The sequence below is a fragment of the Methylobacterium sp. D53M genome, from assembly GCF_053345625.1.
In genome coordinates, this window is record NZ_JBKFAL010000010.1 from 13518 (window position 1) to 27500 (window position 13983).

The 13983-nt window shown below is 72.1% G+C and carries 13 protein-coding genes; 6 read left to right on the forward strand and 7 right to left on the reverse strand.

Annotation, left to right across the window (positions count from 1 at the left end; translation table 11 throughout):
- Positions 1–282 precede the first annotated feature (282 nt).
- Both ACLBYG_RS15770 and ACLBYG_RS15775 read left to right on the forward strand, forming a co-directional pair.
- Positions 283–1557 (forward strand): hypothetical protein, encoded by a 1275-nt coding sequence (locus tag ACLBYG_RS15770; RefSeq protein ID WP_447682034.1) that lies wholly within the window; start codon positions 283–285, stop codon positions 1555–1557.
- Positions 1558–1670: 113 nt separating this feature from the next.
- A complete protein-coding gene (locus ACLBYG_RS15775; protein ID WP_331327307.1) occupies positions 1671–1907 on the forward strand; it encodes a hypothetical protein in 237 nt (78 codons plus the stop codon).
- Positions 1908–1928: 21 nt separating this feature from the next.
- Here the strand turns inward: ACLBYG_RS15775 and ACLBYG_RS15780 are convergent, their stop codons facing one another.
- Entirely contained in the window at positions 1929–3257 is a 1329-nt protein-coding gene (locus ACLBYG_RS15780) for an MFS transporter (RefSeq protein WP_020094244.1), read from the reverse strand.
- Between the two features lie 217 nt (positions 3258–3474).
- Here ACLBYG_RS15780 and dnaN point away from each other — a divergent pair, with 217 nt between their 5' ends.
- Positions 3475–4596, forward strand: a complete 1122-nt coding sequence (gene dnaN, locus ACLBYG_RS15785) for a DNA polymerase III subunit beta (protein WP_447682035.1) — start codon at positions 3475–3477, stop codon at positions 4594–4596.
- Between the two features lie 220 nt (positions 4597–4816).
- Positions 4817–5971, forward strand: a complete 1155-nt coding sequence (gene recF, locus ACLBYG_RS15790) for a DNA replication/repair protein RecF (RefSeq protein WP_447682036.1) — start codon at positions 4817–4819, stop codon at positions 5969–5971.
- Positions 5972–5977: 6 nt separating this feature from the next.
- Here the strand turns inward: recF and ACLBYG_RS15795 are convergent, their stop codons facing one another.
- Positions 5978–7567 carry a methyl-accepting chemotaxis protein gene (locus ACLBYG_RS15795; RefSeq protein WP_447682037.1) on the reverse strand — a complete coding sequence of 530 codons (1590 nt, stop codon included), beginning with the start codon at positions 7565–7567 and terminating at the stop codon, positions 5978–5980.
- 501 nt (positions 7568–8068) lie between these two features.
- Between ACLBYG_RS15795 and ACLBYG_RS15800 the strand changes: the two genes are divergently transcribed.
- Positions 8069–8464, forward strand: a complete 396-nt coding sequence (locus tag ACLBYG_RS15800) for a VOC family protein (protein WP_020094241.1) — start codon at positions 8069–8071, stop codon at positions 8462–8464.
- A 44-nt stretch (positions 8465–8508) separates the two neighbouring features.
- Positions 8509–9096 (forward strand): histidine phosphatase family protein, encoded by a 588-nt coding sequence (locus ACLBYG_RS15805; protein WP_020094240.1) that lies wholly within the window; start codon positions 8509–8511, stop codon positions 9094–9096.
- On the opposite strand, the gene ACLBYG_RS15810 is transcribed toward ACLBYG_RS15805, so the two are convergent.
- The 5 genes from ACLBYG_RS15810 to ACLBYG_RS15830 all read right to left on the reverse strand — a co-directional run bounded on the left by ACLBYG_RS15810 (position 9097) and on the right by ACLBYG_RS15830 (position 13954).
- Positions 9097–9813, reverse strand: a complete 717-nt coding sequence (locus tag ACLBYG_RS15810) for a hypothetical protein (protein ID WP_020094239.1) — start codon at positions 9811–9813, stop codon at positions 9097–9099.
- A gap of 61 nt (positions 9814–9874) precedes the next feature.
- Positions 9875–10867 (reverse strand): nickel/cobalt transporter, encoded by a 993-nt coding sequence (locus ACLBYG_RS15815; RefSeq protein WP_100252447.1) that lies wholly within the window; start codon positions 10865–10867, stop codon positions 9875–9877.
- Entirely contained in the window at positions 10858–11532 is a 675-nt protein-coding gene (locus tag ACLBYG_RS15820) for a DUF1007 family protein (RefSeq protein WP_091927041.1), read from the reverse strand. Before ACLBYG_RS15820 ends, ACLBYG_RS15815 begins: the two co-directional genes overlap by 10 nt.
- 111 nt (positions 11533–11643) lie before the next feature.
- Positions 11644–12549, reverse strand: a complete 906-nt coding sequence (locus ACLBYG_RS15825) for an amino acid ABC transporter substrate-binding protein (protein WP_447682038.1) — start codon at positions 12547–12549, stop codon at positions 11644–11646.
- A gap of 124 nt (positions 12550–12673) precedes the next feature.
- Complete coding sequence (locus tag ACLBYG_RS15830; protein ID WP_026605096.1) at positions 12674–13954, reverse strand: dicarboxylate/amino acid:cation symporter; 1281 nt, start codon at positions 13952–13954, stop codon at positions 12674–12676.
- Positions 13955–13983: the final 29 nt, after the last annotated feature.

Here is a 13983-nt window from a genome sequence, read left to right on the forward strand (position 1 = left end):
ATCTGCCGCCTGCATGGTTAACGGCGCGTTAAGCCCGATCTCCGGGCCGGCCGGTGCCCGCATCAGCTCGCGCCACGGGGGGAGTGAACCCCCGGTTCGGCCGGGCCGGCGGCGCAGTCCCGACCTATTGTCTTGCGCGCGCTCAATTAAAAGGTCTGTTAACGAACTCTTAACGTCGTTTGCCTTGCCGCCCCTCCGGCGTGGTATGGATCAAGTCCGTGCCGGCGCGCACCCGCGGCGGTCGGAACGTGCGAGTGCGTAATCTTGCGATGGCTGCAATCCGTGTTCGGCTCTGACGGCTCCCCCATCGTCCAGTATATCGTGATCTTCGCCGTCATCTTCACGGCGCTCGCGGCGATCGTGTTCACGGTGCGCCGGCTCACCGGCCGGAGCCTCGCCCTGCCGGGGCGGTCCGGGAGCCGCGGGCGCCAGCCGCGCCTCGGGATCGTCGACGTGTACGAGCTCGACCGGGCCCGGCAGCTCATCCTGCTGCGCCGGGACAATGTCGAGCACCTGCTCCTCGTGGGCGGCCCCAACGACGTGGTGGTCGAGCGCAATATCCAGCGCGGCCAGCGGCCCCTGCCGGAGGCGGCGATCCGGCCGGATCTGGCGCCGGAGCCGCTGGACGAGCCGCTCCCGGACCCCCTCGTCCAGGGCGGCCGCCTGCCCGAGCCGCCCCGCGGTCTGCCGGAATCCGGCGGCCGGCGCGCGGAACCGCTGTTCGATCCGGGCTTCGCGATGCCGGTGGTGGTGCCGTCGCCGGTGCCGCGCTCGGCCTCCGCTCCGCCCGTGACGCTGCCCCTCGATCCCGGGCTGTTCGGCGGCGACGAGCCCGGCCAGGACGTCACCGCACCTCTGCGTGCCGCGCCGCCCCAGCCGCCCGCGCCTCAACCCCCGGCGCCGCCCGCGCCCGAGCCGGTGGTGCCACCGCCGATGGAGTCGCCGCCGATCGCGCCGCCGGCGGTGGAGACGCCCGCGCTCCCGCCGCGCGAGCCGGTCGCCCCGCGGCGGATCCTGAGCCGGACCGCGCCGCCGCTGATCGAGCCGCGGCCCAACCCGGCCTCCGAGCGCAAGCCCGAGCCGGCACCGGCGGAGCCGGAGCCCGCCCGTCTGGCCCCGAGCCTCGCGGTGCCCTCCGAGCGCAAGTCGGTCGATCCGGTGGTCCTGTCCGACATGGCCCGGCAGCTCCAGGCCGCCCTGTCGCGCTCGTCCTCGGCCGTGACGCCGCCGCCGCAGCCCGCGCCCGCCCCGCCGGCGCCCGAGGGCGTCGATCCGCTGGCCGCCGCGATGGCGAGCGTCCCGGTCGAGCCGGTGCCCGCCCCCGCCCCGGTCGAAGAGCCGGAGGCCCCGCCGCCTCCGCCGCCGCCTCCGGCCAAACCCGTGCCGCCGCCGGCGATGCCCAAGGTCGAACCCCCTCCGCACGTGCCGGCCCCGCCGCCGCCGCCGCCGTCCGCGCCCACGCCCGACGCGAAGGGATCCGGCAACCCGTTCTCGGTGGAGGAGATCGAGGCCGAGTTCGCCCGCCTCCTCGGTCGCCCGCTCGACAAGCGGAGCTGAGGAGCTCCGCCCCCGCCGAGCGGGCGCGTCGGGACCGCATCCTCGATCGCGAGAGCTGCGATTTACCGATGGTTAACCGTCTTCCGGGACGTTCCGGCCCGGAGGATGTCGCTATGCTCGCGCTGGATGCTGGAACGGCTCACCGGAGCCGCGCTTACAGGGCCTTCCGGCTCGACCGGGCCGGCCGCGTCCGCGCGGCCGAGATCCTGTCGGCCGAGGACGACACGCAGGCGCGCCGCCGCGCCCGGGCGATGGTCGGGCGCGACGCGATCGAGCTGTGGGAGCGGACGCGCTTCCTCGGGCGCTTCGAGCCCACCGTCACGGCGGCTCAGGATCGCGCCGGCCGTTGAGGCCGGCGCCCGCCCGTCCCGTCAGCGGCCGGCAGTCTCCGGCATGGCCAGCACGGCGAGGAAGCTGAGGATCGCGGCCCCCGCCAGGTAGAACCCGACGAAGCCGATGCCGCCGTAGGCCGCGAGCTGCTGCGCGATGTAGGGCGCCCCCGAGGCCCCCAGGATCCCCGCGAGGTTGTAGGTCACCGAGGCGCCCGTGTAGCGCACCCGCGTCGGGAACAGCTCGGGCAGGACGGCGCCCATCGGTCCGAACACCCACCCCATTGTCAGGAGGCTGAGGCACAGGAAGCCGAGAACCGGCGGCCAGGTGCCGGTGCCGGCGGCGTGGCCCAGCATCGGCCCCATGAGGAAGCCCAGCAGGAACGTCACAGCCATGCCGGAGAGCAGCACAGGCCGGCGGCCGAAGCGGTCGGCCGCGGCCCCCGACACGACGGTGCCGAGCGCCATGAAGCAGACCGCGATGCACTCGAACAGCAGGAAGGTCGGCCGGCTGTAGCCGAGGGTGCCGGTGCCGTAGCCCAGGGCGAAGACGGTCGAGAGGTAGAACACCGCGTAGACCGCCACCATCGCGAAGGTGCCGACCAGGACGGCGTGTCCGTGCTGGGTCAGCATGGTGGCGAAGGGCACGCGCTCCGGCCGGGCCTGGCTGAGCGCCGCCTTGAAGGCCGGTGTCTCGGTGAGCTTCAGGCGCACGTAGAGCCCGACGCCGACGAGCGCCGCCGAGGCCAGGAACGGCAGGCGCCAGCCCCAGGCCTGGAAGCTCTCGGGCGTCAGGCCGAAGCTGAGGGCGAGGAAGCCGAGATTGGCCAGGACGAAGCCGACCGGCGCCCCGAGTTGCGGGAAGATGCCGTACCACGCGCGCCGGCCCGGCGGCGCGTTCTCGACCGCCAGCAGCGCCGCGCCGCCCCACTCGCCGCCGAACCCGATCCCCTGCCCGCAGCGCAGGATGCACAGCGCCGCCGGCGCCCACCAGCCGACCGACGCGTAGGTCGGCAGGCAGCCGATCAGCACCGTGGAGATGCCCATGATCAGCAGCGACGCCACCAGCGTCGCCTTGCGGCCGACCCGGTCGCCGAAATGCCCGAACAGGGCCGCGCCGACGGGCCGCGCGATGAACGCGATGGCGAAGGTCGCGAAGGCGCTGAGCTGCTGCACGCCGGGCGCGCCGGCGGGGAAGAAGACCGGGCCGATCACCAGGGCGGTGGCGGTGGCGTAGATGTAGAAGTCGAAGAACTCGATCGCCGTCCCGACGAAGCTCGCGGCGAGGATCCGCCGAGCACTCGGGGGGGCGCTCGGGGTGGCCTGCGAGGGGTCTGCGGTGTTGCCCGCGGGGTCGATGGTCTGCAGCATGATCGGGATGGGGGTCCGGGTCGGTCGCGGCGCTTTCGCACGGGCCGCCGGGGGCCGATACCCCGCTCCGGACATGGGCATCCGCCCTAGACGCGGAGGTCGCTGTGCGGTGCACCGACGGCGGCCTTGCGTTCCCCTGTCCCCTTCGCCAAGCTGAACGGCCATATTCCGCGACGGTCGCCGGCCGCGGCGCCGTCCCTATCACTTGAGTATTGCGATGAGAGTCACTGTCGAGCGCGCGGCCCTGCTCAGGTCGCTCGGCCACGTGCACCGGGTCGTCGAGCGCCGCAACACGATCCCGATCCTGTCAAACGTGCTCCTGCGCGCGGAAGGGTCGAGTCTCCAGCTCCGGGCGACGGATCTCGACATCGAGGTGACCGAGAGCGTGCCGGCGGACGTGGCGGATGCGGGCGCCACGACCGTGCCGGCGCACGTGATCTACGACATCGTGCGCAAGCTCCCCGACGGCGCGCAGGTCTCCCTGGAGACCGGCGGCGAGTCCGGCCAGATGACGATCCGGTCCGGACGCTCGCGCTTCGCCCTGGGCGCCCTCCCGGAGGGCGACTTCCCGGACCTCGCCGCCGGCGAGATGCCGCACGGCTTCGAGATCGCCGCCGCCGACCTGAAGCGGCTGATCGAGAAGACCCAGTTCGCGATCTCCACCGAGGAGACCCGCTACTACCTGAACGGCATCTACCTGCACACGCTGGAGACCGAGAACGGCCCGGCGATGCGGGCGGTGGCGACGGACGGCCACCGGCTCGCCCGCGTCGAGATCCCGGCCCCGCAGGGCAGCGTCGGCATGCCGGGCGTGATCGTGCCCCGCAAGGCGGTCGCCGAGATCCAGAAGCTCCTCGACGACGGCGGCGAGACCGTCGCGGTCGACCTGTCGCCCGCGAAGATCCGCCTGCGCTTCGCCGGTGGCCTGACGCTGATCTCCAAGCTGATCGACGGCACCTTCCCGGATTACCAGCGGGTGATCCCGGCCAACAACGACAAGCGGTTGACCGTCGAGCGCGACGCCTTCGCAAAGGCCGTGGACCGGGTCTCGACGATCTCGTCGGAGCGCGGGCGCGCGGTTAAGCTCGGGCTCGCCGAAGGGCGCCTCGCGCTCTCGGTGAACAACCCGGATTCCGGCAGTGCCACCGAGGAACTCGACGTCGATTACGAGGCGGCCGGCCTCGATATCGGCTTCAACGCCCGCTATCTCCTCGACATCACCGCGCAGCTCGAGGGCGACACCGCCCTGTTCAAGCTCGCGGATCCCGGCTCGCCGACCCTGATCCAGGACCGCGAGGGCGCGCCGGCGCTGTACGTGCTGATGCCGATGCGGGTGTGAGGCGGCCGCGCGGATCCCGGTCCCGCCCTCGTCCCGAGGTGCCGGAGCGCAGCGGGGGCCGCGCGGGAGGTCCCCGGACGGCGATGTGGTTTCTGGAGCCCGCCCGCGCGGCCCGCTGACGCGGGCGCCACGGGGCGAGGTGGTTGGATGGGATGTCAGACAGCAAGGGACGGTTGAGCGCGGCGCGTCTCGGCCCCTCGGTTCACCCCTCGGTTCACCGATGAGCGACATCCGCGATCCGCGGGACGACCTCGACGGGTCGAGCCTGCGCGTCACCCGCCTGATCGCCCGCGATTTCCGCAACCACGCGGACCTCGAACTGACGCCCGAGGCCCGCTTCGTCGCGCTGGTCGGGGAGAACGGCGCGGGCAAGACCAACCTGCTCGAGGCGCTCTCGCTGTTCGTACCGGGCCGGGGCCTGCGCCGGGCGGAGTTCGCCGCCATGGCGCGCAGCGGCGGCCCGGGCGGATTCGCGGTCTCGCTCACCCTCGACCGCGACGGCGCCGAGCACCGGCTCGGCACCGGGCTCGAGCCGCCGGGTCCCGACGGGCGCGCGAGCCGGCTGTGCCGGATCGACGGCGCCACCGCGGCCTCGCCGGTGGCGTTCAGCGAGTTCCTACGGGTCGTCTGGCTGACCCCCGACCTCGACGGCCTGTTCCGCGGGGCGGCCGGAGACCGGCGACGGTTCCTCGACCGTCTCGTGCTGGCGGTCGACGCCGCCCACGGCGCCCGGGTCTCCGCGCTGGAGCGGGCCCTGCGCTCGCGCAACCGCCTGCTGGAGGAGCGGCCCGACGACGACCGCTGGCTCGACGCGGTGGAGCGGGAGGTCGCGGAGCTCGGCGTCGCCGTGGCGCTCGCCCGGCGCGAGACCGCCGAGCGCCTCGACCGGCTGATCGTCGAGACCCGGGACGACGCGCAGCCCTTCCCCTGGGCGGCCATCCGCCTCGAGGGCGACCTCGACGATCTGGTCGCGGTCTGGCCGGCCCTCGAGGCCGAGGACCGCTACCGCATGGCGCTCCGCAACGGCCGCAACCGGGACCGGGCCGCCGGCCGCACGCTGATCGGGCCGCAGAGCAGCGACCTCGTGGTCCGCCACGGCCCGAAGGACGTGCCGGCCGGGACGGCGTCCACGGGCGAGCAGAAGGCGCTGCTCATCGGCCTCGTCCTCGCCCACGCGCGGCTGGTGCGGGCCATGAGCGGCATCGCCCCGCTGATCCTCCTGGACGAGGTGGCGGCCCACCTCGATCCACGCCGCCGGGCCGGCCTGTTCGAGGCCCTCGAGGCCCTGCCGGGGCAGGTCTGGATGACCGGCGCCGACCCGGACGCCTTCGCGCAGGCCGGCACCCGGACGCAGGTCCTGCGGGTCGGCGGCTGATCGGCCTCAGGCCGCCCGGACCGACCCGAGGAAGCGGGAGACCTCGGCGCCCAGATGCTCGGACTGGCGCGACAGCTCGCCCGCCGCCCCCAGAACCTGGGCTGCCGCGGCGCCGGTCTCTTCCGAGGCCCGCGCCACGCCGGCGATGTTGCTCGTCACCTCGTCGGTGCCGGCCGCCGCTTGCGAGACGTTGCGGACGATCTCCTGCGTGGCCGCGCCCTGCTCCTCGACCGCCGCCGCGATGGTGGCGGCGACTGCGTCGATCTCGCGGATCCGGGCGGCGATCGTGTCGATGGCCGAGACCGCCTGGCCGGTCACACCCTGGATCTGGCCGATCTGCTGGCTGATCTCCTCGGTGGCCCGGGCGGTCTGGCCGGCGAGCTCCTTGACCTCGGCGGCGACGACCGCGAATCCGCGGCCGGCCTCGCCGGCCCGCGCCGCCTCGATCGTGGCGTTCAGCGCCAGCAGGTTGGTCTGGCCGGCGATGTTCGCGATGAGCCCGACCATATCGCCGATGCGCGTCGCTGCCTGGCTGAGCGCCTGAACGAGGTGCTGGGTCTCGTCCGCCTCGCCGACCGCCGCCTGCGCGAGGTTGGCCGAGCCGAGGACCTGCCGGCCGATCTCCTGCACGGAGGTGCCCAGCTCCTCGGCGGCGGCCGCCACGGTCTGGACGTTGGCGGCGGCCTGCTCGGCGGCGGCCGCCACCGTGGTGGACTGGCTGGCCGTCTCGGTCGCGCTCGACGTCATGGTCTGGGCCGTGGCCTGCAACTCGGTGGCCGAGGACGAGACCATCCCGACGATGCTCCCCACGGCCCGCTCGAACCCGTCCGCGAGTTCCACCATGGTCCGCCTGCGCGCGGCCGCCGCCGCCTCGTCGGCGCGGCGCTTCATCTCGGCTTCCTCGGCGGCCTTGCGGGCGACCATGACCTTGATGCCCTCGACGGCCTTGCCGACGGCCCCCACCTCGTCCCTTCGGGCGGCCTCGGTGATCTCGGCCTCGACCTCGCCCTGCGCCATCCGCTGCAGGACCTTGACCAGCCGGTCGAGCGGCCGCGTGATCCCGACCGTGGCGATGAACACCGCCGCCAGCAGCCCCGCCAGCATGCCGAGACCGCTGACGATCATCAGCGTCCGGCGGGTCTCGTTGGTCTGATCGGTCAGGTCGCCCGAGCCCTTCTGCATGTAGGTATCGATGTCCTCGGCCATCCGGTTGCCGTCGGTCAGCAAGCCGGAGAACGTCGGGTCGATCGCCGTGTGGATCAGCGCGATGGCTTGCTCGTTCTGATTGGCAGTGCCCAGCCGGCGGACCTCGCTCACGTCCCTGAGATAGCGCTCGATCCGCGCGGCCTGCTCATCGATGCGCGCGGCGAAGGTCGGCGCGTGCGATCGGAGGCTCGGAAGGAGCGCCCTCACCGCGGGCAGCGCGGCCTCGAAGCCGCTGTTGGCGGCCTGCATCTGGCCCTGATCGGTCTCCGCGATGATCCGGTAGACCCAGTAATTCAACTCGATCACCAGGCGGTTCAGCCTGCGTGCCTCCGCCACCGCCGTCGCCTCGCGGGCGAGGAACTCGCTGTAGCGGTCGTCGATGACCGTCATCCGCGCCTGAGCGTACCAGATACATCCGCCGACAATCACGCTTATCAGCGCGATGACGGCAGCAATTTTTGGAAGTATATTGATATTGGATAGACGTATCACTGTCTTGAAATCCCTTTGCTCGATCGATGATCGGCCTCATGATCTCATGGGATTCACTTTGGTCGTCGATTGCGATAAAGCGTTGGAAGCGCGATTGTGTCAATGACAAATATCATTTTGCGGTTTGATTTTGTGTGTCCGAGCCTTTTGCGATATCTTATATCAGCATGGCTCCTCATATATTGACTCCAATACACTCCTTGGAACGATTTAAAGAACAGATATTGATCCAGGATATGCAATATGGGATCGGTCTACACGGGCCGGGTTCTTCGACAGCTCGTGGGCGACGTCCCGGGGCGCGACCCCGGCGCCGCGCCACCGGCCTTTTCGCGGCTGCGGATCGCGCCACATAGTGGGCGCTGCACGCCGCCGGCGTGCCCACGGAACTCCGCGCGCATGTCCAAGCCCGTCCACGCCATGATCCGCGTCCTCGAGGAAGAGCGCGCGCGCGACTACTATGCCCGTGCCTTTGGTCTCGCGGTGTCCGGCCGGTTCGACTTCCCGGACTTCACCCTCGTCTACATGCGGGATCCGGACTCGCCGTTCGAGCTGGAGCTCACGGTGAACAAGGGCCGCGACAAGCCCTACGATCTCGGCGACGGCTACGGGCACATCGCCTTCGTGGTCGACGACGTGGAGGCCGAGCACGCCCGGCACCGGCGCGAGGGCTTCACGGCCACCGACGTCAAGACCCTCAAGCACGGGGACGACGTGCTCGCGCGGTTCTTCTTCGCCACCGACCCGGACGGCTACAAGATCGAGGTCATCCAGCGCGGCGGCCGCTTCGCGTGACCGGTCCGGTCCGCCATTCCCTCTCCGGAACGTCTTCGAGATCCATGCAGGACAAGACCCGCATCGTCTGCATCCGCCACGGGCAGTCGACCTTCAACGCCGCCCACCGGCACGGGGGCGGCGATCCCGGCCTGCCCGACGCCCGCCTGACCGAGCTGGGCCAGGCCCAGGCCCGGGCCGCGCGGGAGCGGCTGCGGCCGATCCCCTTCGACCTCGTGGTGGTCTCGCCCCTGACCCGCGCCATCGAGACCGCGGCGATCCTGTTCGGCGAGCATCCGAGCCGGCCGCGGGTGCTGGTCGAGGTGCTGCACCGCGAGTGCCAGGAGAGCAGCTGCGATGTCGGCCGGGCCGCCTCGGAGATCGCCGCGGACTTCCCCCACCTCGATGTCGGGCACCTGCCCGAGGTCTGGTGGCACGCGGAGCCCGGCTGCGAGGTCGGCGGCTACCCGGTGGAGCCCCGCCCCCTGTTCGACGCCCGGGTCGCGGCGTTCCGCGACTGGCTGCGGGCCCGGCCGGAGACCACCATCGCGGTGGTCGGCCACGGGACGTTCTTCTACCACCTCACCGGCACGTTCCTGGAGAATTGCGGCACCATCGACTTCGATCTCGACGCCGCGCCCGCGGCGGCCTGATCAGGCCGGCACCCGGGCGCGCGCCGCATCCATGCGCTGTCGGGCGCCGGCGACGGCGATCTCCGGCGCCTGCCGGCCGATGGCGAGGGTCTCCGCGAGGATCGTGCAGGCCTCGGCCCAGGTTCCGGTCAGGAACGGCGCCGCCCCCTCGGCCACCTCGGCGGCGCAGCGCGCGTCCTCGCCGGCGCGTTCCGCGGCCGTCGCGGTGCGGGACACCGCCGCGGTCAGCGCGCCTTCCCGCCAGCGCCGCGCCTGGGCCGCCGCCTGCGCGCGCGCCCCGCCCCGCCACGCGGCCGCGCGGGCCGCCGCCAGGGCCGCGGGCCAGTCCGGCGCGCCGGAGCAGGCTTCCGCGTCCTCGACCATCCCGGCGACCGCGCAGAGCGGCGCCAGGATGCGGCGGACGCTCTCCAGCGCCAGCTGCCGGGTGCGGGCGGCCTCGATCTCCGCCGTGTCGGCGCTGCCCGACAGGCGCAGGACGAAGGCCATCAGCTGCGGCCGCGCCTCGTCCGGCATGGCGTCGTTGAGCCCGAGGGCGTAGGCGGCGGCCGGCCGCGAGAAGCAGGGTGGGCAGTCCGCGCTGGAGCGGATCGCCCGGTAGGGCAGGCCCGCGGCCACCATCGCGGCCTCGTTGATGCAGGTCCCGCCGTCTGGCCCGGGGAAGGGATGCGATCCGGCGAGCAGACGCCAGTTCAGGATCGTCGCGAAGTCGGGATGCATCGGCGCGCGCTCCGTCTCGGTCGCGCAGCGTGGCACGCCGCGCCCCGGAAGGCGAGGCCCTTCAGCCGCCGAGGCCCGGGGCGAGGCCCGAGAGCATCGCGGCGCCCAGGACCAGCACGAAGGCGGCAGCGACGAGTTCGAGGCCACCGAGCGCCAGGAGGCCGGCCTGTCCCCGTCCGCCCGCGAGGCGCAGCGCCATCCGCTTGGCGAAGACCGCGAGGCAGGCCAGGGCCGTCGTGGTCAGCGCGGTGCCGAGCGCCATCGCCAGAACCGCCAGCACGCCCGCGCCGGGCACGCCCTGCGACACCGCGAAGACGAGGACCAGCACGGCGCCGGCGCAGGGTCGTGTCCCGGCCGCCAGCACCACCCCGGCCCGCTCGCGCCACGTGTCGAGGGTGTCGAGGGCCTGCGGTTCCGGCAGGTGGCTGCAGCCCGGGCCGCAGCCCGCGCCGAGATTGGCGAGGCGACCGGCTTTGCGCCACGTCAGGACCAGCCCGATCAGGGCGACGAGGGCGAAGCTCACGGTCTCGATCAGGGTGCCGGCCCGGGTGATGCTCGCCGCCGTGGCGTTGAGGACCAGCGTGCCGAGGCCGACGATCGCCCCGGCCACGCAGGCCTGGAGCAGCGCGGCGCAGACGCTCAGCGCGGCGCCGCGCCGGAGCGCCCGCTCCCCCGCCAGGATGTAGCCGGCGATCACCGCCTTGCCGTGGCCCGGGCCGGCGGCGTGGAACACGCCGTACGCGAAGGCGAGGCCGATCAGCGGGGTCCAGCTGCCGCCGCCCCGCAGCGCGCTCACCGCGGCGTTGAGGCTGCGGGAGAAGCTCGCCTGCAGCGCCAGGATGACGCCGCCGAGACCCGTGGCGGCCGGCGCGGCCTCGCGGAAGCCGATCCCGAAGGGCGAGCGCGGCGGCGGCGCGGCGAGGCCGGGCGCGACCAGCCACGCGATCGCGGCCGCGAGCAGCGCGGCCAGCGCGATGGCCGCGGCCATGAGGCCGAGCCTCAGCCCCAGCCGTCCCGCCCCGGCGGGGGCGACGATCCCGATGCCTACGGACATGCCACGAGAACCCGGCTGGCGAACTGCACCCCGTAGGTCGAGGCGGCGGTGAGCGCCTCGAAGAAGGCCTCGGTCATGCCCGGCGACCCGGCATCGGCCGTCTTCGGCTGCTCGGTCTTCGGCCGGGTGACCGTGGCGGCGCAGCCCTGGGGCGCACCCGCGAGGGTGGCGGCGTCCGCGCCCTCGGCGAACGAGAAGGCGACGAAGTAGGTCGGGTCGTAGACCTCCAGCGCGGCGACCCCCCGCCCCTGCTGGACCGGGGTCTTCAGGGGCAGCAGGAAGGTCATGACCAGCGCCCGGTCGTCCATGTGCGCCGCCGGCTCCTTCGGATCGCCGAAGGCCTGCTCCTTGCCGCCGACCTTCAGCTTCGTGAAGTAGCCGAACTCGGCGAGGTTGGCGGTGTTCTCGGCGGCGAGCCCGGCGAGCTCCTCCGGGCTGAGCTTGCCGTCCTTGTTGGTGTCGAGGCCCTGCGTGACGAAGGCCGTGTACTCGGGATCGAAGCTCCACGTGTCGCGGACGCCGACGAGCTTGCCGTCCGCGTAGACGAGCTGCGCCTTGGCGGTCACCCAGACGTGCGGGTGGGCGGAGGCCGCCGAGGCGGCGCAGCCGAGGGCGGCGGCCAGCGCCAGGGCGAGCGGTTTCGGGCAGGGCGCGGCGATCAGCATGGACGGTGGCACGCTCGCGGCGGGAGGGAAGCGATCAGGTCGCGTCTTCCTCGCGTGCCGGTTGGGCGAAAGCGAGGCGCCGTCCGGTCGTCGCGCCTGTCCCCGCGCCGGTCACTCGCCCCCGTCGAGGCCCATCAGCTGGAAGCTGACCCGCAGGTCGTTCGACATCGGGATGTCCAGGCGTTCGCCGTTGGGCAGGCGCTTGAGGAACCAGCGCTCGTAGGTCCAGCGCAGCGCCCGCGACTCGGCGAGCCGCGTGAAGGTCTGCTGCACGAGGCCGGCGAGTTCCGGATCGTCCTTGCGGAACATGATGCCGTAGGGCTCGTAGGAGAGCTTGTCGGGCAGCACCGTGTAGTTCGCCCCGTCCTTCGCGTCCGTGGCGATCAGCCCGTAGAGCAGCACGTCGTCGGTGGCGAAGGCGTCGGCCTTGCCGGCCTTGACCATCGCGTAGGAGGCGGCGTGGTCGGGCGCCGTCACCACCTGCGCGTCGATCTTCAGGCGGGCGAACTGGTCGCGCACGGCCTTCTCGTTGGTGGTGCCGGCCGTGACCACCACGGTCTTCCCGCCGAGATCCCGGTAGGAGGCGATGCCCGATCCGCGCTTCACCAGCAGCTGCGTCGCGCTGATGTAGTCCACCGGCGAGAAGGCGACCTGCTTGCGGCGCTCGGCATTGGCGGTGGTCGAGCCGCATTCGAGGTCGATCTTGCCGGAGGTCACCGCCTCGATGCGGCTCTCGGCCGTGACCGGTGCGTAGCGGATCTTCACCGGCCGGCCGATCGCCGCCTGGATGTCGTCCGCGATCTCGCCGCAGAGGTCGATGGCGTAGCCGATCGGTCGGGGGTTCCCGTCCGACTGCTTGCCCTCCACGAAGGAGAACGGCACCGAGCTCTCCCGGTAGCCGAGGACGATCTCCCCGCGCTCGGCGACGCTCCTGAGCGTCCCGGTGAGTACCTCGACGGCGGAGGCGGGCGTCGCCGCCAGCGCCAGCGCCAGAACCGCGACGAGCCGCATCGTCATCACTCCGCCTCCGAAGGGCACCGAACAAGCCACGCCGCGATTCAGGGCACCCGTGAGAGCGCTCATGAGAGCGGCCGTCCTGCGCCCGCCATCGCGGCGCGCGCAGATTTCCCCGGACTGGCCCCTACTCCGCGGGCGAGGCCACCGTGCCGACATGGTCGAGGCGCTGGTCGGTGGTGCTGAGCTGGCCCTCCCACTTGGCGACCGCCACGGTGGCGACGCTGTTGCCGAGCACGTTGGTGGCCGACCGGCCCATGTCGAGGAACTGGTCGATCCCGATGATCAGCAGCAGCCCGGCCTCCGGGATGTTGAAGTGCGACAGCGTCGCCGAGATCACCACCAGCGAGGCGCGCGGCACGCCGGCCATGCCCTTCGAGGTCACCATCAGCAGGAGCAGCATCGTGAGCTGCTGGCCCCAGCTCAGCGGGATGTTGTAGGCCTGCGCGATGAACATCACCGCGAAGGTGCAGTACATCATCGAGCCGTCGAGATTGAACGAGTAGCCCATCGGCAGCACGAACGAGGTGATCCGGTTCGGCACCCCGAACTTCTCCAGGTTCGAGAGCATCTTGGGGTAGGCGGCCTCGCTCGACGCCGTCGAGAAGGCCAGCACGAAGGGCTCCTTGATCAGGTTGAACAGGCGCATGATGCCGCCGCCCCCGAGCAGCAGGAAGCCGACGCCCATCAGCAGCGTCCAGAGCACGCCGAGGCTGATGTAGAACTCCACGAGGAACTTGCCGTAGGTCACGAGCACGCCGATGCCCTGCGTGGTGATCGTCGCCGCGATGGCGGCGAACACCGCAACGGGGGCGAACATCATCACGTAGCCCGTCACCTTGAGCATGACGTCGGCGATGCCCTCGATGCCCTGCGCGAGCAGGCGGCCCTTCTCGCCGAGGGCGGCGAGGCCCACGCCGAAGAAGATCGAGAAGACCACGATCTGCAGGATCTCGTTGTTGGCCATGGCCTCGACGGCGCTCTTCGGCACGAGGTGCGTGACGAACTCCTTGAGCGAGAGGGAGGCCGCCTTGAGCCCGGTGCCGGCCCCGGCATCGGGCAGCGGCAGGTTCAGGTTGTGGCCGGGCTGCATCAGGTTGACCATGATGAGGCCGAGCATCAGAGAGCAGAACGAGGCGCCGACGAACCAGAGCAGCGCCTTGCCGCCGACCCGGCCGACCGAGGCGGTATCCCCGAGATGGGCGATGCCGACGACCAGCGTGGAGAAGACCAGCGGCGCGATGATCATCTTGATCAGGCGGAGGAACACGTCGGAGACCAGCGCGATGTAGCCGGCGATCTCCTTGGCGGTCTGCGGATCGGGCCAGGTGATGCTGCAGGCGTAGCCGACGGCGATGCCGAGGAGCATGCCGATGAAGATCATCGTCGTGAGTCGCGACCCTGCCATCGGTACTGCTCCTCGCCTGGGCCCGGGAT

Excerpts from the sequence above, each read along its gene's own strand:
- ACLBYG_RS15775 (WP_331327307.1), top strand. The coding sequence starts at position 1,671 with ATGCTCGCGCTGGATGCTGGAACGGCTCACCGGAGCCGCGCTTACAGG.
- ACLBYG_RS15780 (WP_020094244.1), bottom strand. The coding sequence starts at position 3,257 with ATGCTGCAGACCATCGACCCCGCGGGCAACACCGCAGACCCCTCGCAG.
- dnaN (WP_447682035.1), top strand. The coding sequence starts at position 3,475 with ATGAGAGTCACTGTCGAGCGCGCGGCCCTGCTCAGGTCGCTCGGCCAC.
- recF (WP_447682036.1), top strand. The coding sequence starts at position 4,817 with ATGAGCGACATCCGCGATCCGCGGGACGACCTCGACGGGTCGAGCCTG.
- ACLBYG_RS15795 (WP_447682037.1), bottom strand. The coding sequence starts at position 7,567 with ATGACGGTCATCGACGACCGCTACAGCGAGTTCCTCGCCCGCGAGGCG.
- ACLBYG_RS15800 (WP_020094241.1), top strand. The coding sequence starts at position 8,069 with ATGTCCAAGCCCGTCCACGCCATGATCCGCGTCCTCGAGGAAGAGCGC.
- ACLBYG_RS15805 (WP_020094240.1), top strand. The coding sequence starts at position 8,509 with ATGCAGGACAAGACCCGCATCGTCTGCATCCGCCACGGGCAGTCGACC.
- ACLBYG_RS15810 (WP_020094239.1), bottom strand. The coding sequence starts at position 9,813 with ATGCATCCCGACTTCGCGACGATCCTGAACTGGCGTCTGCTCGCCGGA.
- ACLBYG_RS15815 (WP_100252447.1), bottom strand. The coding sequence starts at position 10,867 with ATGTCCGTAGGCATCGGGATCGTCGCCCCCGCCGGGGCGGGACGGCTG.
- ACLBYG_RS15820 (WP_091927041.1), bottom strand. The coding sequence starts at position 11,532 with ATGCTGATCGCCGCGCCCTGCCCGAAACCGCTCGCCCTGGCGCTGGCC.
- ACLBYG_RS15825 (WP_447682038.1), bottom strand. The coding sequence starts at position 12,549 with ATGACGATGCGGCTCGTCGCGGTTCTGGCGCTGGCGCTGGCGGCGACG.
- ACLBYG_RS15830 (WP_026605096.1), bottom strand. The coding sequence starts at position 13,954 with ATGGCAGGGTCGCGACTCACGACGATGATCTTCATCGGCATGCTCCTC.